At 66.5% G+C, this 18,012-nt stretch carries 17 protein-coding genes; 1 reads left to right on the plus strand and 16 read right to left on the minus strand.

The features are described from left to right. Positions 1 to 2: 2 nt before the first annotated feature. The 10 genes from dapF to EXQ71_08735 form a co-directional block, all read right to left on the minus strand. Positions 3 to 797 carry a diaminopimelate epimerase gene (dapF, locus tag EXQ71_08690; GenBank protein MSO87583.1) on the minus strand — a complete coding sequence of 265 codons (795 nt, stop codon included), beginning with the start codon at positions 795 to 797 and terminating at the stop codon, positions 3 to 5. Positions 798 to 801: 4 nt separating this feature from the next. Beyond that, positions 802 to 1,716 carry a tRNA (adenosine(37)-N6)-dimethylallyltransferase MiaA gene (miaA, locus tag EXQ71_08695; protein ID MSO87584.1) on the minus strand — a complete coding sequence of 305 codons (915 nt, stop codon included), beginning with the start codon at positions 1,714 to 1,716 and terminating at the stop codon, positions 802 to 804. Continuing rightward, positions 1,713 to 2,129, minus strand: coding sequence for a GNAT family N-acetyltransferase (locus EXQ71_08700; protein ID MSO87585.1), 417 nt, complete (start codon positions 2,127 to 2,129; stop codon positions 1,713 to 1,715). The genes miaA and EXQ71_08700 overlap by 4 nt, the downstream gene beginning before the upstream one ends. A gap of 92 nt (positions 2,130 to 2,221) precedes the next feature. Then, positions 2,222 to 3,598 carry a tRNA (N6-isopentenyl adenosine(37)-C2)-methylthiotransferase MiaB gene (miaB, locus tag EXQ71_08705; GenBank protein ID MSO87586.1) on the minus strand — a complete coding sequence of 459 codons (1,377 nt, stop codon included), beginning with the start codon at positions 3,596 to 3,598 and terminating at the stop codon, positions 2,222 to 2,224. A gap of 79 nt (positions 3,599 to 3,677) precedes the next feature. After that, the gene (gene recA, locus EXQ71_08710) at positions 3,678 to 4,748 is read right to left on the minus strand and encodes a recombinase RecA (protein MSO87587.1); all 1,071 of its coding nucleotides are present in this window, start codon (positions 4,746 to 4,748) and stop codon (positions 3,678 to 3,680) included. Between the two features lie 246 nt (positions 4,749 to 4,994). Then, positions 4,995 to 5,627: a hypothetical protein gene (locus EXQ71_08715; GenBank protein ID MSO87588.1), complete on the minus strand. Its 633-nt coding sequence runs from the start codon at positions 5,625 to 5,627 to the stop codon at positions 4,995 to 4,997. Between the two features lie 63 nt (positions 5,628 to 5,690). Then, a complete protein-coding gene (locus EXQ71_08720) occupies positions 5,691 to 6,923 on the minus strand; it encodes a competence/damage-inducible protein A (GenBank protein ID MSO87589.1) in 1,233 nt (410 codons plus the stop codon). A gap of 3 nt (positions 6,924 to 6,926) precedes the next feature. Then, positions 6,927 to 7,490 carry a CDP-diacylglycerol--glycerol-3-phosphate 3-phosphatidyltransferase gene (locus EXQ71_08725; protein ID MSO87590.1) on the minus strand — a complete coding sequence of 188 codons (564 nt, stop codon included), beginning with the start codon at positions 7,488 to 7,490 and terminating at the stop codon, positions 6,927 to 6,929. Next, positions 7,487 to 8,767, minus strand: a complete 1,281-nt coding sequence (rimO, locus tag EXQ71_08730) for a 30S ribosomal protein S12 methylthiotransferase RimO (protein MSO87591.1) — start codon at positions 8,765 to 8,767, stop codon at positions 7,487 to 7,489. Before rimO ends, EXQ71_08725 begins: the two co-directional genes overlap by 4 nt. Positions 8,768 to 8,801: 34 nt before the next feature. Then, positions 8,802 to 9,728 (minus strand): SMP-30/gluconolactonase/LRE family protein, encoded by a 927-nt coding sequence (locus EXQ71_08735; protein ID MSO87592.1) that lies wholly within the window; start codon positions 9,726 to 9,728, stop codon positions 8,802 to 8,804. Between the two features lie 86 nt (positions 9,729 to 9,814). On the opposite strand from EXQ71_08735, the gene EXQ71_08740 reads away from it, so the two are divergent. After that, complete coding sequence (locus EXQ71_08740; GenBank protein ID MSO87593.1) at positions 9,815 to 11,017, plus strand: MFS transporter; 1,203 nt, start codon at positions 9,815 to 9,817, stop codon at positions 11,015 to 11,017. Here the strand turns inward: EXQ71_08740 and EXQ71_08745 are convergent. The 6 genes from EXQ71_08745 to EXQ71_08770 all read right to left on the minus strand — a co-directional run. Continuing rightward, positions 11,014 to 13,407 (minus strand): DNA translocase FtsK, encoded by a 2,394-nt coding sequence (locus EXQ71_08745; GenBank protein ID MSO87594.1) that lies wholly within the window; start codon positions 13,405 to 13,407, stop codon positions 11,014 to 11,016. The two genes, EXQ71_08740 and EXQ71_08745, sit on opposite strands and share 4 nt — an antisense overlap. Before the next feature lie 102 nt (positions 13,408 to 13,509). Then, the gene (mutM, locus tag EXQ71_08750) at positions 13,510 to 14,310 is read right to left on the minus strand and encodes a bifunctional DNA-formamidopyrimidine glycosylase/DNA-(apurinic or apyrimidinic site) lyase (GenBank protein ID MSO87595.1); all 801 of its coding nucleotides are present in this window, start codon (positions 14,308 to 14,310) and stop codon (positions 13,510 to 13,512) included. Positions 14,311 to 14,361: 51 nt separating this feature from the next. Beyond that, complete coding sequence (locus tag EXQ71_08755) at positions 14,362 to 16,026, minus strand: ribonuclease J (protein ID MSO87596.1); 1,665 nt, start codon at positions 16,024 to 16,026, stop codon at positions 14,362 to 14,364. 30 nt (positions 16,027 to 16,056) lie between these two features. Next, on the minus strand, positions 16,057 to 16,950 hold the full coding sequence (dapA, locus tag EXQ71_08760) for a 4-hydroxy-tetrahydrodipicolinate synthase (protein MSO87597.1): 894 nt from the start codon (positions 16,948 to 16,950) through the stop codon (positions 16,057 to 16,059). After that, on the minus strand, positions 16,950 to 17,585 hold the full coding sequence (locus tag EXQ71_08765; GenBank protein ID MSO87598.1) for a transcriptional regulator: 636 nt from the start codon (positions 17,583 to 17,585) through the stop codon (positions 16,950 to 16,952). Before EXQ71_08765 ends, dapA begins: the two co-directional genes overlap by 1 nt. Before the next feature lie 30 nt (positions 17,586 to 17,615). Then, a partial coding sequence (locus EXQ71_08770; protein ID MSO87599.1) for a ferritin-like domain-containing protein occupies positions 17,616 to 18,012 on the minus strand: 397 nt, incomplete at its 5' end.

The following is an 18,012-nucleotide window of genomic DNA, read 5'->3' on the forward strand; positions in this document are numbered from 1 at the left end:
CGTCACGGCCACGGGGTTTCGATGGTGGCGACCGAGCGGGTGTCGCCGGTGAGCAAGACGGGCTCGCCGAGGGTGATCTCCAGGGCACCGCCGGGCATATGTACGGAGGTGTGCGCCCCGGTGATGCCCCACTGCTGGGCCGCCGCGGCCACGGCGCAGGATCCGGTGCCGCAAGACAAGGTGGGGCCCACCCCTCGCTCGTACACCACTGCGGCGAGCCCGTCAGCCCGGGGCCGGAAGATCTCCACGTTGGCTCCGCCGGGCGTGGAGTGATCGATGGGGGACCCCAGGGTGATCAACTCATCACGATCGGGTAGTTCGGTGCCGCCCCACAGCAGCACGATGTGCGGGTTCCCCAGCTCCACGCGAACGGCGCGAAGCACCTGGCCCTCCACCCACTCGGGGGTTTCCTCCCCCACCTGAGCCAACCCCATCTCCACGCTCATCCGGTGGAGGTCGGGATCGGAATGAGACAGGACCCGCACGGTGCGCACTCCCGCATCGGTGGCCACCTTCACAACCGGCGGCGCCACCAAACCAGCCTGAAACACCGCCTGCGCCAAACAGCGGATGCCGTTACCGCTCATCTCGGCCGATGAACCGTCGGCATTCAGTAAGCGCATGGTCACATCGGCATCGCCATGACCGTCGGTGACCCACAGCAACCCATCGGCCCCGATGCCGGTGCGCCGGTCGCACAGCGCGATCGCCATTTCCGGCCCCACCGGGTGCGCGGCGGCGAGGTCGATCACGACCAGAAAGTCGTTACCCAGCCCGTGGTGCTTGGTGAGTTGCATGCCGTCAGCAGCCTAGGTGCGCGGCCAGGTCGTCTACGAGCAGGTTGGCCTCACCGGGGGCGTCAAGCCAGGAAATGCGCGGGTCTCGTCCGAACCACGCTCGTTGCCGACGGGCGAAGCGGGTGGTGCGGGCCACTGCTTGATCAACGGCGTCAGACAGGCTCACCTCACCCGCCTGGAAAGCAGCCAACTCCAGGTAGCCGAGGGCCTGCCGAGCGGTGGGAGACATCGGGCGCGGCGCCGCCATCAGACCGGCCACCTCGGCCAGGAACCCGCGCGCCAATTGCTCGTCGTAACGCTCCCGTATCCGTACCCGCAGGGTCTCGGGATCTCGCCGGATTCCCACCATGGTGAAGGGCGCGGGCGGGTGCGCTTCCATGCCCGGACCGAAACTGGAGAAAGGACGACCACTACCCACGGTCACCTCGAGCGCCCGTACGATCCGCCGTCGATTCCCCGGATCGATACGAGACGCCCCCAGTGGGTCCTGGCTCTGGAGTTGGGCAAAGAGCGCCGCCGTGGCGGGGTTGGCCTCGATGGTGGCGCGGGCGGCTGGGAACTGACCCGGGATGTCCAGATCATCCACGATGGCCTGCACATACAGCCCGGTGCCCCCCACCAGCAGGGCCCGTCGACCGCGAGAGGTGATATCGGCGAGCACCGCCATCACCTCTCGCTGAAACCATGCCACCGAACTGCTCTCCCACGGATCGAGACGGTCGATCATGTGGTGGGGCACCTCGGCCTGCTCGGCCAGGGTGGGTTTGGCCGTACCGATGTCCATCCCTCGGTAGACCTGCATCGAATCCACCGACACCAGCTCCCACGACGGATCCCGGCGCGCCAGCGCCATGGCCAGGGCCGACTTGCCCGATGCGGTCGCCCCCACCAGCACCGCATGGGGCGACGAGGAGCTCACGCGGGGCGGAGATCCTTGGCGAAGCAGACCGAATCGGGATCGTCCTGATAGCGACCGTAGAGCGCGATGCGATGCCACCCGTGCGACGCATACAGCGCCAGCGCCTCGGGCTGTGCGGTGCCGGTCTCCAGCTGCAGCGTGCGGTAGCCCAGCGCGGCGGCGACGGCCTCCAGGCGGCTGAGCACGGCTCGGCTCACCCCCCGTCGGCGGGCGACCGGCGCGGTGTACATCCGCTTCACCTCGGCCACGCCTGAGCCAGCGTCGAGGGGCTTGAGGGCTCCGCACCCGGCTGGTTCGCCATCCAGCCAGGCGACCACGAAGGTGCCGTGGGGGTGCGCCACCAGATCAGGCGAGATCTCCGCCAAGTAGCCGGCATGGTCCTCCTCGTGCTGATCGGGAGTCATGTCCACCATCGCATAGGCGTAGCGGTGCTCGATGTCCGTGTGGAGGGCCGCCACCAGGGCCACCGCCACCGCGTCGTCGTAGGGCACCTCGGTGATCTCGATCAAGGCACCAGGAGCGGGAGGCGCGTCTTGTGGGTGGGCGCGGCGGTGACCTCGACCAACTCGCCCCGGAGATGATGGGGAGCCGCTCCGGTCACCCGTACCGTGGCGTAGCTCCCCGGTCGAATCGGCTCAGAGGAAAAATGGAGAAGTTTGTTCTGGCCGGTGCGGCTCGACAGCACGGCGGGGTCCTTGCGCGACGGGCCCTCCACCAGCACTTCCTCGATGTGGCCAATGCGGGCCTCGTGACGGGCCAAGCCGCTTCGTTCCACCACGATATGGAGGCGTTCGAAACGTTCCGCCACCACCTCGGCCGCCACAAACAAGTCGGTCCGCTCGGCGGCTTCGGTGCCGGGCCGAGGGCTGTAGATGAAGGTGTAGGCACTGTCGTAGGCCGCCTCTGCCACCACTTCGAGGGTGCGTTCAAAGTCGTCGTCGGTTTCGCCGGGGAACCCCACGATCACATCGGTTGTGACCGCGAGGCCCGGCATGGCCTGCCGGGCCGCAGTGAGTCGTTCGAGATAGCGATCGGCCGTGTAGCCCCGGTGCATGGCCGCCAGCACCCGATCGCTCCCCGACTGCAGGGGGAGGTGCAAGTGCTCACACACCGCCGGGGTTTCAGCCATGGCGGCGATCGTCTCCGGGCTGAGGTCCTTGGGGTGGGGGCTGGTGTAACGCACCCGGCGAATGCCCTCCAGGGCCCCAATCTCTCGCAGCAGTCGGTCGAACTGCGGCCGCACCCGTCCGGCGCCGCCCAACTGCCGTTCGGCCAGGGCGAGATCGCGACCATAGCTATTCACATTTTGGCCGAGAAGCGTGACCTCGGTGACCCCCTCCGTCGCCGCCGTGCGCACCTCGTTGATGATGTCGTTGAAGGGTCGGCTTATCTCTTTCCCGCGCACCGATGGGACGATGCAAAACGCGCAACTGTTGTCGCAGCCAATCTGGATCGTGACCCATCCCGCCCACGGAACCTGGCGGCGCACCGGAAGGGCGGACGGGAAAGCATCGAGATCAGCGGCGACCGTCTCCTCGAGGATCTCCACGATCGACTGCCCCGCCGCCCGAGACTCATGCAACAGATCGGCGGCTCGGTGCACATTATGGGTGCCGAGCACCACGTCCACGTAGGGGGCCTTGGTGGTGACCGTGTCGCGGTCCTTCTGGGCCAGGCAACCCGCCACCATGATCTGCATGCCGGGCTTGCGGTCCTTCACCGATTTCAGGTGACCCAGAGTGCCGTAGAGCTTGTTGTCGGCGTTCTCCCGAATGCAGCAGGTGTTGAGCACCACCACATCGGCATCCTCGGCTCGACTGGTCTCCACCAAGCCGTCGGCCTGGAGTAGGCCGGCGATGCGTTCGGAATCGTGTTCATTCATCTGACACCCGAAGGTGCGGAGGAAGAAACGGCGGGGCTCGGTCACGGCCGTCAGGTTATCGACGACCGTGACCGAGACCTCAGTCGTCGAGGCTGATGGGCTGATCGTCGGGGTGGACCGCACCCGCGGCCGCCTCGGCTTCGGCGTCGAGATCGACACCGATACCCATCTGTACCCGGATGCGCTCGGAGATCTCGATCATGATCTCCGGGTTGTCGTGGAGGAACTGCTTGGCGTTCTCCCGACCCTGGCCGAGTTGCTCGCCTTCGTAGGTGTACCAAGCGCCCGACTTCTTCACGATGTCGTTGTCCACTCCGATATCGAGCACGCCACCCTCACGGCTCACACCCTTGCCGTACATGATGTCGAACTCTGCCTGACGGAACGGCGGGGCGCATTTGTTCTTCACGACCTTCACCCGGGTGCGGTTGCCCACCACCTCGACGCCATCTTTGATGGACTCGATACGCCGAATGTCCAGCCGGACCGAGCTGTAGAACTTCAGGGCCCGACCGCCCGGCGTGGTCTCGGGACTGCCGAACATCACGCCGATCTTCTCACGAAGCTGATTGATGAAGATGAGGATCGTGTCGGTCTTGTTGAGGTTGGCCGTGAGCTTGCGGAGGGCCTGGGACATGAGCCGGGCTTGGAGGCCCATGTGGCTATCACCCATATCGCCTTCGATCTCGGCCCGAGGAGTGAGCGCCGCCACCGAGTCGATCACGACAACATCGATGGCCCCGGAACGCACGAGCATGTCGGTGATCTCGAGGGCTTGCTCACCCGTGTCGGGCTGGGAGATGAGCAGCTCGTCGACATCCACCCCGATGGCCCGGGCGTAGATCGGATCCATAGCGTGCTCGGCATCCACGTAGGCGCAGATGCCGCCCAGCCGTTGCGCCTCGGCCACCACATGCATGGCGAGGGTGGACTTGCCGGAGGACTCCGGGCCGTAGATCTCGGTAACCCGGCCGCGCGGTAGGCCACCGATGCCCAAGGCGAGGTCGAGGGCCAACGCCCCGGTGGGCACCGTGCCGATCACCATCGAGCCCTTCTCGCCCATCTTCATCACGGCACCCTTGCCGTACTGCTTTTCGATACTGGCAAGACTTAGCTCCAGCGCCTTCTGCTTGTCCTTGTTCTGTTCCACCTGGCGTCTCCTCTTGCGTGCGGGTTGAGTCTTGATCTGGGGGATGCCGTCGAACCTACGCAGGGGGTGTGACAGCCCTGCCAAGCTCGAACGACACGAGTGTAGTTACGAACAGCCGTTCGATCAAGGATGCGGGCGCCCCGGCCCTCCCCCGGCACCGGCCACCCCCGCCGCGGTCGCTGATCGACGTGGGGAGGCGCGCCGTGGTCGACCTCTCGCTGACCGTGGGTGAGGGGGATGGCCGGGTCAGATGTCGAACCGCGGGCGCCCGCGCAATGACCGTTTCAGTTCGCTGAAGTGAGGGTTGTGGCCGAGGACCACCACGGCGTCCCACAGATCCAACGCCTCCTGACCCTGGGGGGCCTCATTGATAATCGGACCAAAGAAACTGGGCCCATCGGGGGGTCCAAAGGTGAGCACAGGGGTCCCAATGTTACCGCCACAGCGGTCGAGGGCGACCTGTGTCTCCCGCGCGATGAGGGCATCGTGTTCGGTGCTGGTGGCGGTAGCCCCCAGGCCCACCGGGTACCCCAGTGCCTCCAGGATGTCCGCCACCCCCGCCGGGGTATCGAAGCGGGCCGCATCCCCCTCATGGTGAAGCGCCTCGCCGAAGGCGGTGAACAGTGGCAGCACCGCCGCCTCCCCCAACTCGATCCGCACGCCCGCCGCCACCCGCAGCAACTCGAGGCCCCGGGTGTGGCGACGTTCGTGCCCGGGGGCGAAATCCGTCGCGTAATCCCGTTCTCCATTGACCATGCGCAGAGAAATAAACCGCCAGTGCACCTCGATAGGTCGCTCCTCCATCACATTGAGCACCCAGCGCGACGTAAGCCACGCCCACGGGCAAACGGGGTCCCAAAAGAAATCCACTTCAGTCATGACCCGGTTCTACTTCACCGCCCAGCCCAACCGGGGGAGAGAAGCGAGAAGGTCACCATCAGGTCAGCGCAACAATCGCCGCCGGAGGCGATCCATGGCGGAAATCACCGCCATCTGGCGGACACGATCACGATCGCCGGGGAGTTGAATGCGGATCGCGGTGCACTCATCGGGGCCGGCGATCCCGATCCACACCACGCCCGGTGGCTCACCATCTTGCTCGGCCGGCCCGGCCACGCCGGTGGTGGAAAGACCAATGTCGGCCCCCAGTAGCCGCCGCACGCCCGTGGCCATGGCGAGCGCCGCGGCTTCGGAGACCACCGGACCCTCCGGGACGTCGAGCAGATCGGTCTTTACATCGCTGGCGTAGGAGACGACGCCGCCCCGGAACCATTCGCTGGCTCCGGGTACCGCCACCACCCGCGAGGCCAGCAGGCCCCCGGTGAGCGACTCGGCTACCGCCAGGGTGAGGCCCCGGGCCACCAGCAATCTTCCCACCTCGGCTTCCATCGGAAGGTCCTCATTGGTGAACACGTGATCCCCCAGCACGGCTCGCACCTCGGCCTCTTCGGCATCGAGGAGGGCATCGGCCTCCGCACGAGTGGCCGAGCGTGCGGTCAGGCGCACCTTGATGCCCTCGATGCCGCTGGCCAGGAAGGCGATGGTGGGGTTGCCGGCGAGGTCGAGGGCCACCAGCCGCGGGTCGAGCAGCTCAGAGATCCGCGACTCGCTCTCCCCCCAGGTGCGCAGCACCCGGCTCACAAAGACCTGCGGCGCCCCCGACCGGCGGACCAGGTCCGGGAGCACGGCCCGCTCGATCATCTCCTTCATCTCATAAGGCACCCCGGGCACCGCGTAGATGACCTTGTCGCCCACCGGGCAGATCAGCCCGGGGGCCGTGCCCGTGCGCTGCTCGATGATGGTGGCACCCTCCGGCACGTCCGCCTGCCGCAGGTTGTTCTCCGCCATCGCCCGCCCGCGCGACTCGAAGAGCCCTCGGATGACCTCGCCGATCTCGGGGTGGCGCACCAGCGGCACGCCCATCACCTGGGCGATGGCCTCGCGAGTGATGTCGTCCTGGGTGGGGCCGAGCCCGCCGCAGAGGATGACCGCATCGGCCCGCCCGAGCGCCTCGTTGATGCAACCGACGATGCGGTCGAGGTTGTCGCCCACCTTCGTCTGCCGCAGGTGCTCGATGCCGGCGATGGCCAACTGCTCACCCATCCACGACGAGTTCGTGTCGATGATCTGCCCGAGTAACAACTCGGTGCCGATGGCCACGATCTCGCATCGCATGGGCTAGCGAGACCCCAACACGGTGACGGCGCGACGACCCTCCGCCAGATATTGCGCCCCGCTCCATAACGTCAGTACCAGCGCCGCCGCCAACATCGCGTTGGCCACCCAGGGGAAGTCAACGGCGGTGAGCGGGAGCAACCCAAAGCCCACCGCTACCTCCTGCACCACTGTCTTGGTCTTGGCCATGCCAGTAGCGGGCACCGCCAAACCTCGCCGACCCCAATAAGAACGAAGCCCTTGGATACCTATCTCGCGCGCCGTGATGATGGCCACGGGCACCCACCAGAACGTGCCGTTAGCCACCAAGGCAAACATCACGCCGAGCACCAGCACCTTGTCGGCCAAGGGATCGAGGAAGGCACCGGAGCGGGTGGTGCCCTGACGACGAGCGATCAGCCCGTCGATGCCGTCGGTCACACACAGGGCGATCCAGAGCACCAGCGCCACCCACGAGTCGCCCGAGTGGACCACGATGGCAATGAGCGGCAGCGTGAGGATCAGACGACCCACCGTGACCAGATTGGCCGGCGTGGCGAGGGCCGAGGGCCCGAACTGCCCGGTCATTGCGGCCGCGCCAACGCCATCGGCTGACCGTAGAGATCGGGGCCCTCGGCACCGGTGATGCGCACCGCGCTGATCTCGCCCACCACCAGGCTCGTCGGCACCGTGATGATGCCGTCGATCTCGGGGGCTTCACGATGGCTACGGGCCACGCCGGGCGCGTCGACCAGCACATCCACCTGTGAGCCGATGAGGTCGTCGCGACGAGTGGCGGTGATGGTGTCCTGCGCTTGCCGTAGCTCAGCGAGGCGTTCGCCCATCAGGGCAGGGGGAACGGCAGCATCGAGGTCGGCGGCGTAGGTGCCTTCCTCGCGGGAGTAGGCAAAGAAACCACACCAGTCCAGTTGCGCCTCGTCCACGAACGCCAACAGTTGATCGTGGTCGTCCTCAGTCTCGCCGGGATAGCCCACGATGAAGTTGGACCGAAACGCGGCGGTGGGTTCCAGGGCGCGGATGGCCGCCACGCGCTCGAGGAACTTGGCGCCATCGCCCCAGCGCCGCATGCGCCGCAAGAGCGGGGCCGACACATGCTGGAGCGACAGGTCGAAGTAGGGCACTCCGGTGGCCACGATGGCGGCGACCAGCCGCTCGGTGAGGTCGGACGGGTAGAGGTACAAGAGCCGCACGCGCGGCGCCCGTTGGCTCACCAACTCAATGAGCGGCACGAGGTCCTTCGTGCCCACCCCCTGGTCACGTCCGTAGCTCGCGAGGTCCTGCGCCACCAGCACGATTTCTTTGCCCCCGCCCGCCACCAGTTCGTCTACCTCGGTGAGAATTTGGGCAACGGAACGGGATCGCTGGGGGCCACGGAAGCTTGGGATGGCACAAAAACCGCAGGCCTTGTCGCAGCCCTCGGCCACCTTCACATAGGCCCACGGGACCGCCGAGGCCGGCCGGGGCAAGTTGAGCAGATCGAAGGCGGGCAGCGGCTTCCCGCCGGGCTTGCGGCCGAGGGTGATCGGCACCCCGAACCCTGCCACCGCATCCACCTCCGGCAGGGCGGCGGACAACTCGTCGCCGTACCGCTCGGCCATACACCCCGTTACCACCAGTTCGGCATCGGCGTGCTTCCGATCGGCTAGGGCCAACACCACATCGATCGACTCTTGGCGGGCCTCCTCGATGAAGGCACAAGTGTTCACCACCACCAGATCGGCATCATCGGGCGACATCGCCGGTATCAGACCATCGGCCAGCAACGTGCCCACCAGCTTGTCGGAGTCCACCTGGTTCTTGGGACAGCCGAGGGTCTCCACGAAAAAGGTACGGCGCCCGGACATGCCCCCAGGCTACCGGTGGACCCCTGCCCGGCTCCTACTGGGTGTGATGCAGGCGCAGGCCCGCTCGGGGCCACTCGAAACTCACGAGCGCACCCGTACTGGACAGCGTGCAATAGGCCGTGCGCCGATCCGCACCTCCGAAGCAAATGTTCGTCACCATCTGATCGGGCAGGGGAACGTGCTCGATGGTGGCGCCATCGGGGGAGATGGCGGTGATGCCGCCGTTGACCAGGGTGCCCACGCACACCCACCCCTCCCCATCCACGGCGAGGCTGTCGAGCAGTTGCAGACCGGGGAGGCCCGCCAGGAGTTGCCCCCCGTTGCCGTAGGGGTTGCCCTGGTTCTCCGGCGACACCTCGCCCGGGGCCGACAGCGCCCACCAATAGACACGCCCAGTGTGGGTTTCGGCGGCGTAGAGGCGCGTGCCGTCGGGCGAGAGGCCAACCCCGTTGGGGGCATCGAGGGGAAAGATCATCTCGGTACAGGCGGATCCGTCGACCCTGGCGTAATGGATGCCGGTGCGATCAGTGGAGCGTTCGAGACGCACGCCGTGGTCGGTGAACCAGAAACCACCGTGGCCATCGAAGATCAAGTCATTCGGGGCGCGCAACGGGCCCGAGGACGACTCCGTGTAGAGGGTGGACGCCACGCCGGTGGTGAGGTCGACCCGCTGAATGGACCCTCCGGTCCACTCCGGGGGCACCGCGCCCGGGATCGTGAAACCCATCACGTCGACCCAGCTGAAACACCCCCCGTTATTGCAGATATACATGGCGCCGTCGGGACCCAGCGCCGCTCCGTTGGGACCGCCACCGAGATCGGCCACCACGCTGACCGCGCCGTCGGCACCTACCTTGGTAAGGGTGCCGCGGGCGATCTCCACCAGGATCACATCCCCGTTATCAAGCACCACCGGACCTTCGGGAAACTTGAGGCCGGTGGCTAGTTCATTGAGATGCATCCGCCCTTGCTAGCAGTCCAACCGCCGGGGCGTACCCCTTTCCGCGTCTCGGGAAGGGTTGCCGGTCCCCCAGTGTTAGACCCGGCGTGACCGATGCTGCCGCCGGCGAGTGCACCGCCCTGACCCCGGACCGGGACGGGCGCATGATCACCGGGCCATTCTTACTGGTCACCCTGGCGGCCTTCGCCTACTTCGTCGCCCTGGGTTGCCTGCTGCCCACACTCCCGCAATACGTGACCAGCACGTTCGGGGGAAATGGACTGGCGGTAGGCCTGGTGGTGGGTAGCTTCGCCGTCTCAGCCGCCGCCGCCCGCCCGTGGGCGGGGCGATTGGGTGACCGCTACGGCCGTCGCGTCTTGCTCAGCGGCGGAGCCCTCATCGTGGCTCTCAGTACCCTCAGCTACGCCCTCGTCGATACCCTCCCGGCCCTGCTGGGGCTCCGACTCATCGCGGGCTTCGGGGAGGCCGCCGTGTTCGTAGGGGCCGCCACCGCCACCCAGGACATGGCCCCTGACAACCGCCGCGGTGAAGCGGCGTCGTATTTCAGCGTGGCCGTCTACAGCGGACTGGCCTTCGGGCCGGCCATCGGCGAATACCTGCTGCGTCGAGGTAGCTACGAGAACGTCTGGCTCGTCGCCAGCGGCTTCGCGCTACTCGCCGCCCTCCTGGGCCTCGGCACCCCCCACCGCCCTGCTCCCCGCGCTCCCAAGCCAACCTCGCTGCTCTATCGCTCCTCCCTCGGCCCTGGGTTCGTGCTCATGCTGGGCCTCATTCCCTTTATCGGCTTCGCCGCCTTCGTCTCCCTCTATGGCCCCAGCATCGGCCTCGCCCACACCGCACCGGTCTTCTTTGTCTACGCCGCCGCCGTGGGGACCATCCGTCTCTTCGGGGCCAAGATCCCTGATCGTCTCGGCTGGCCCCGGGCATCATCGATCGCCCTCGCCGCCGTCGCCCTCGGGTCCGGCCTCCTGGCCGTCTGGCCGTCAGTGGTGGCGGTGTGGGGCGCCGCCGTGCTCATTGGCATCGGCATGGCCCTTCTCTACCCCGCGTTGTTCTCCGCTGCTCTGGATGGAGTACCCGACCACGAACGAGGTCAGGCCGTAGGCACGTTCTCGCTCTTCTTCGATCTTTCCCAGGGGATTGGGGCGCCGCTGTTAGGCCTCGCGGTCACCGTGACGTCGTACCGGGGTGCCTTCGCGGCCGCCGCCCTGGTGGCACTGGGGGGCTTCGCCGCCCAACACCGGCTACGCCTCCACTGGCGTGAAGGGCACGGCCACAACGCCGACTAGACCTCGCCTTGCTCCATAGCGTTCTCGAACTCCTCGAGGCTCATCAACACCGAGCGAGCTTTCGAACCCTCCGAGGGTCCCACGATGCCCTGCTGCTCCAACAGGTCCATGAGGCGCCCGGCTCGGGCGAACCCCACTTTGAGCTTCCGCTGCAACATCGAGGTGGAGCCCAACTGCGACCGCACGACGAGTTCGGTGGCCTGCACGAGCAGATCGTCGTCCTCGTCACCTCCGCTCATGCCTCGGCCCATCGATGAACCAGCAGCATCGTCGGAACCCTGCACCTCTTTATCGAACTCGATGTCAGGGGCCTGACGTTTCCAGACCGCCGTCACCTTGCGCACCTCCTCCTCGCTTACCCAGGCACCCTGTATCCGCGACGGCGCGGAAGAAGCGGGGCCCAACAGGAGCATGTCGCCCCTACCGATCAGTCGCTCGGCACCCTGTTGGTCGAGGATCACCCGGCTGTCCATGGCACTGGAAACCGCGAAGGCCAAACGGGCCGGCACATTGGCCTTGATCACGCCGGTGATCACGTTCACCGACGGGCGCTGGGTGGCGATCACCAAGTGGATCCCTACGGCCCGGGCCATCTGGGCGATGCGACAGATGGAGTCCTCTACGTCGCGGGCCGCCACCATCATGAGATCGGCAAGTTCGTCGATCACCACCAGGATGAAGGGAAGGCGGGGGAACTCCCGGGCGACCTCGCCGGAGGGCAGCACCATATCGGGCAGGTCGCCGCGGTCATGGGCGGCGTTGTAGCCGGTGATGTCGCGGAAACCCACCTCGGCCAGCAGGTCGTAGCGACGTTCCATCTCGCGCACGGCCCAGGCCAGCGCGTTGGCCGCCTTCTTGGGATTGGTCACCACCTGGGTGAGCAAATGGGGCAGCCGGTCGTATTGGCCCATCTCCACCCGCTTCGGGTCCACCAGAATCATGCGCACCTGTTCGGGGGTAGAGCGCATGAGGATCGACGTAATCAACGAATTGAGACAACTCGACTTGCCGGCGCCGGTAGCACCGGCGATCAGGATGTGCGGCATGGTGGCCAGGTTCATCAGCACGGCCTTGCCGTTGATGTCGCGACCCACCGCCACCTCGAGGGGATGCTTGGCCCGCTTGGCCTCCGCAGAGCCGAGGATGTCGCCTAGCGGCACGATCTGTCGGTCGCTGTTGGGCACCTCTACGCCGATCGCCTGGCGCCCCGGGATCGGTGCCAGGATGCGTACGTCTGGAGACGCCATGGCATAGGCAATGTCTTTATGCAGGCTGGTGACCCGGGCCACCTTCACCCCGGGTCCGAGTTCAAGTTCGTAGCGGGTGACCGACGGGCCCACCACCATTCCTACCAACTTTGTCTCCACCCCATGCTGGGCTAGGGCCTGTTCCAGGACGCGCCCGGCCTGCTCGACGGCAGCCTTGTCCACCTCGTGGGCATCGGCTCGCTGCAACAGCGTCAGGGCGGGCAACTTCCAGGGCGAACCCTTGACGGCCGGGCCTAGCTCGATCTCCAATTGCTCACCGGATACGGGCTCGATCAGTTCGGCGTCGAGTTGGGGAGCGCGAGGCTGGGGCTTCCGGCGCCGCTTCACCGGTTCCTCCACCTCTTCTTCGTCTTCCTCCATCGCTTCGGCGTCTTGGTCGAAAACCTGCAGGTCGGCCTCGTCTTCGGTCACCGTCTCGAGAGAGAAGAGATTGCTGCCGATGCGCTTGGCGGCCTCGAGGAAGGCCGCGGTGGCCGGGGCCGTGCGGGCTGCGGTATGACCGGCCACGACGCGCACCGGCACCCGGGTGAGCACCACGAGACCCGCCACGGCCATGGCGGTGAGAACCAGGGCAGCCCCCCACGGGGCAATGCCCGACGCCAGCGGACCCGCCACCGCCACCCCGAGCAGACCGCCCGCTCCCACCAGATCGTCGGTGGGGGCATCGAGGCCGGGACGCCCGCCCACCAGATGGAGGAAGCCGCAGCCCGAGATCGCCAGCAGCAACCCACCGACCCATAGGTGGGAGCGCGAGGCGAGCGGTTCCTCTTCTTCCTCGTATGGCTCTCCGTCCTCGTCGTAGAGCACCGGACGACCCCGCAAGAGGAGGCAGCCGATGACCAACAGAGCCACCGGCGCCAGCACCCGTCCCCCACCAATCGTGGTGCCAATAGCCGCGTTGAGCCCGCGGCCCAACGGGCCGGCCGAGTCGAAATAGATGCCCATCGCCGAGATGATCCCCACCACGATGCACAACAACCCCGCGAGGTCCCCGGCGTGGCCTTCCACGGCGGCGGTGAGCCAGACAATGAACTTCTCCACCAGGCTCGGAGGCGGGGGGGCCTGCTTCTTGCCGGGTCGTCGTTTGGTCGCCCCGGAACGAGGTCGTTGGGTGGTAGCCACAGTGCCCCCAATAGTACCAGTAGCCCCACTAGCCACAGTGGAAACAGCCCGAACAATGGCCTAGCCGTCGTGGAACGGGCTCCGGCCTCCACCGTCCCCGGGTCAACGCCGGCGCTGACACTGCGGACAGTGGGTGGTTCCCCGAGCGTCCACGATGCTCCGCCGCAATTCACCGCCGCAACGACCGCAGGGCTCCCCGGCGCGGCCATAACACTCCAGTTCGTACTGGTGACGCCCTACATCACCGTGGGGAGTGCGGTAATCGCGCAAGGTGGTGCCCCCGTTGGCAATCCCCTGTTCGAGGACCTGGCGTAAACCCCCGAGGAGGCCCTCGGCCTCCCGCTTTGTGATGCCGCGGCGCGCCGGATGGATCCCGGCCCGCCAGAGGCCCTCGTCGGCGTAGATGTTTCCCACCCCCGCCAGCGGGCGCTGCGAGAGCAGTTGAGTCTTGATACGCATGTTGCTGCGCCGAAAGTTGCGCCACAGTCCGCCATCATCGAGCCGCCGGTCCCAGGGCTCAGGTCCCTGGGCAGCCAGCGTGGGAAGCGAGGCGTATTCCCCTGCCGGCACCACCCCGATCCGCCCGAATCGACGCACGTCACGCAACTCCAAGATGGCGCCATCATCCAACGTCCACCAGGCCCGCACGTAGGGATCCAACTCGGCTGGACGCAGCCGGAGTTGGCCCGTCATGCCGAGGTGCACGATCAACTCACGAGCGTCATCGAGCCCGAGAAGCAGGTACTTTCCCCGCCGGCCCACTGAAGCAATGGTCGCCCCGGAAGCTTCGGGGGCGGCAGCAAACTTGGCCGACGGGTGCCCCCATGCCTCGGTAATCCGCCGTCCCACCACCAGCGGCTCGATCTGCCGCCGCACCGTTTCAACCTCAGGCAGTTCAGGCACACCGTCAGCATGCCAGTGGTGGGGGCAATCGCCCGCCGACCGGTGGTGGCCCTAGGCCTCCATCACTACCGGCACGATCATCGGCTTGCGTTTGGTGCGGTCGTTCACGAAGCGGCCCGCCGCACGCCGCACGGCGCGCTGCAACGAATCGAGGTCGGGGGTCTTGGACCCGGCAAACACATCCTTGATGGCGTCGCGCACCACCTGGGCGCACTCGTCGAGCAACTCCTCCGCCTCCGGGGCGTAGACCCAGCCGCGAGTGATCACCTCAGGACCGGTGAGGATGGTGCCGTCTTTGAGAGCCACGGTGACCACCACCACGACCACGCCTTCTTCCGCCAGCACCCGACGGTCGCGCAGCACACCCTGGCCCACGTCGCCCACGATGCCATCCACATAGAGATAGCCCGCCGGCACAGTGCCGGTCTTGCGCAGGCCCTCATCATCGATGGTGATCTGGTCGCCGTCCTCGCAGATCACCGTGCGATCAGCGGGCACTCCCATGGCCTGGGCCAACTCAGCGTGGTGCACGAGATGGCGATACTCGCCGTGCACCGGCACGAACCATTGCGGACCCACGATGTTGAGCATCGTCTTGAGTTCCTCTTGCTTGGCATGGCCGGTGGCGTGCACGTCCTCGAGGCCCGAGTGCACCACCTTGGCGCCGAGGCGAACCAACCCATCGATCACCTTGGTGACGCTCATCTCGTTGCCCGGAATGGGGTGCGACGACAGGATCACCGTGTCGCCTTCGCCAATAGTGAGCCAACGGTTCTCGCTGTTGGCCATTCGGGTGAGGGCCGACATCGGCTCGCCCTGACTGCCGGTAGAAATCACACAGATGTCGCCGTCGGGGAGATCGTCGATCTTCTCGATGTCGATCAAAGAAGCCTCGGGAATGTGGAGCAGGCCCATTTCACGGGCCAACCGCACGTTCTTCTTCATCGACAAGCCGAGGGTGGCAACCTTGCGGTTGAAGGAGACGGCGGCATCGGCGATCTGCTGGACCCGGTGGATGTGGCTGGCAAAGCAGGCAATCACGATGCGGCGACCCTCGTGCTCATGGAACAGGTCGTAGAGCACCCCTCCCACGGTGGTCTCGCTGCGCGAGTGACCGTGAGAATCGGCGTTGGTGGAATCGCCCATGAGCAGGCGCACACCCTGGTCGTAGGCGATCGAACCCATGCGGGCGAGGTCGGTGAGTCGACCATCCACCGGAGTGAGGTCGAGTTTCCAGTCGCCGGTGTGCATGATCACGCCCTGCGGCGTGTGAAAGGCGGTGGCAAAGCCATGGGGTACCGAGTGGGTGACGGGGATGAACTCCACGTCGAAGGGACCGATCTGGCGGCGCTCGCCATCGGCGACGGCGATGAACTCGGTGTTACCCAGGAGCCCGGCCTCCTCGATGCGGTTCCGGGCCAGGCCGAGAGTAAAGGCGGAGCCGTAAATGGGGAAGGAGAGGTCACGAAGCAGGAACGACAGCCCCCCCACATGATCCTCGTGGCCGTGGGTGGCAATCATGCCGATCACCCGATGGGCATTCTCCCGCAGCCAGGTGAAGTCCGGCAGGATGAGGTCTACCCCCAGGTGCTCCAACTCCGGGAACATCAGCCCACAGTCGAGCATGAGGAGTTTGTCCTGGCACTCCAGCACCATGCAGTTGCGGCCGATCTCACCGAGGCCGCCGAGGAACGTGATCGTGACGGGTTCAGCCATGTGGGGTGAACCTACTGGTCACGGAGGGGCTCAGCGCAATGCACCAAGACGCTCCAGCATGGCCCGGGCCTCGGCCTCCAGACCGGCGGGCTCCGGACCCAACGGCAGCCGGCACGGGCCTGAGGGCAGGCCCATACAGCGCAGAGCCACCTTCACCGCCAGCGCAAACTGGGCGATCTCCCGGCTCTCGTAGGCGTAGGACTCGAACAGGCTGGCGTTGAGTTCCTGGGCCCGAATGAGGTCGCCGTGACCGACGGCGGCCACCATCTCAGCCATCACCTCACCGCACCAATGCGTGGCCGTGCCGATAACCCCCACTGCGCCCACGGCCAACAATGGGAGCGTCATCGGGTCGTCGCCGGACCAGACGGACACGTCGGCCGGGGTGCCCACTACCAACCGGGCGGTCTCCCCCGGATCGCCGGCGGCATCCTTCACTCCCACAATCGTGGCCACCTCGTTGGCCAACCTCAGCAACACCTCGGTGCTGATCTTGCGCCCCGAACGCCCCGGAATGTCGTACATGACCATCGGCAGATCGGTGGCCCCGGCGACGGTTCGAAAGTGCGCTTCGATACCGGCCTGTGAGGGCCGGTTGTAATACGGCGTGACCACTAGCAGTCCGTCTACCCCGGTGGCGGCGGCCCGTTCCGACAGCCCACAGCTATGGCGGGTGTCGTTGCTGCCGGTACCCGCCAGCAGGGGCACATCCACGGCGTCTCGCACAGCGGCAAACAGGGCCAGTTTCTCATCGTCGGTCAAGGTGGGCGCCTCGCCGGTGGTGCCGGCCAACACGAGCCCGTCGTTGCCGTGAGCAACCAGCCACCGGGCCAACGCCACGGCTCCGTCGAGATCGAGATCGCCACGCTCATCGAAGGGGGTGACCATCGCCGTGAGGACTCGGCCAAAGCGCACCGCGGCCATCAATCGGCCCCTTCCGAGCCGCGTTCGATGCCGAGGGTGACGAGGAGGTCCTCATGCCATTCGAACCAGACGGTGTGGTAACTCGGCACCATCGGCCGCGTGAACAGATCCACCTCACCGGCTTGGAGCCCGGCGAGGGCGAAGGCCAAGCGGGGTCCGTAAGTGGCGAAGCGGGCCAGCAAGGCGGCAAGGTCGGTGGCGATGGGCTGGGCGAGGCCATCAAGATCAGCCAACCGCTCGATCACCGTGGCGTCATAGGCCCCGTCAGCATGGTCATTGGGCACGGATTGGCCGTTGATCTCACGCAACTGCCACTGCGTGCAGATCGTGAGCAGTTCGGTGTTGAGCCCCAAGAACCGCTCGTAAGCGGCCTGCACGCCAGTGCGAACACCGGCGGCGTCCACCTCGGCGGCGATCAGGGCGAGGTGTTCTGCCCGACCGGTGGGATTGAGCGTGAACCCGGAGATGCGGCCGGTGCGATACGTGGCGCGATCTTCCGAGACAAGTTGATCAAGCATCGTCTTCACCTCCGCCTCCGCTACCCCTAGCGCCTCGGCCAACCCCGCGGGGGTGCCAACGTGTTGCAGCCGCAGGCCGTGCATCACCAAGAGGAGAGGATCCGAGGGGGTGGTCATCGCCCTCGGACCCTACCAACCGGTATGCCCTCAGGAGGCGGCGAGTTCGCCCTCAGCGAGCGCGAACGTCTGGTACTCCTCCTCCGTATCAGCCCAGTCCTCGAACTGGATAACTCCCAATTCGGTGAACTTGCCGCGCAGCCAATGGTCGTTGCGGTCGAGCAGGCCGAGTTTCTTGCAGTTGGGCACGATCTTGCTGAAGAGCATGTTCTGAAACACCTGCCGCTGCGGAGCTTTCAGCACCATCTGAGCGGCCACCTTCGGGTCGACACCCATGTGCTCCCACACCTCTTGCTGGAGGAAACGGTCGCGCATGCGCACCGCCGCCTCGAAGGCAAACTCTTGACGCTCCAACATCTCAGCATCGGTGAGCTCGCCGTAGTACTCCTTCAACGACAACACCCCAAAGGCCACGTGGCGGGCTTCG

It is taken from the genome of Acidimicrobiia bacterium, assembly GCA_009694375.1.
Taxonomy (GTDB): Bacteria; Actinomycetota; Acidimicrobiia; order Acidimicrobiales; family VFJN01; genus VFJN01.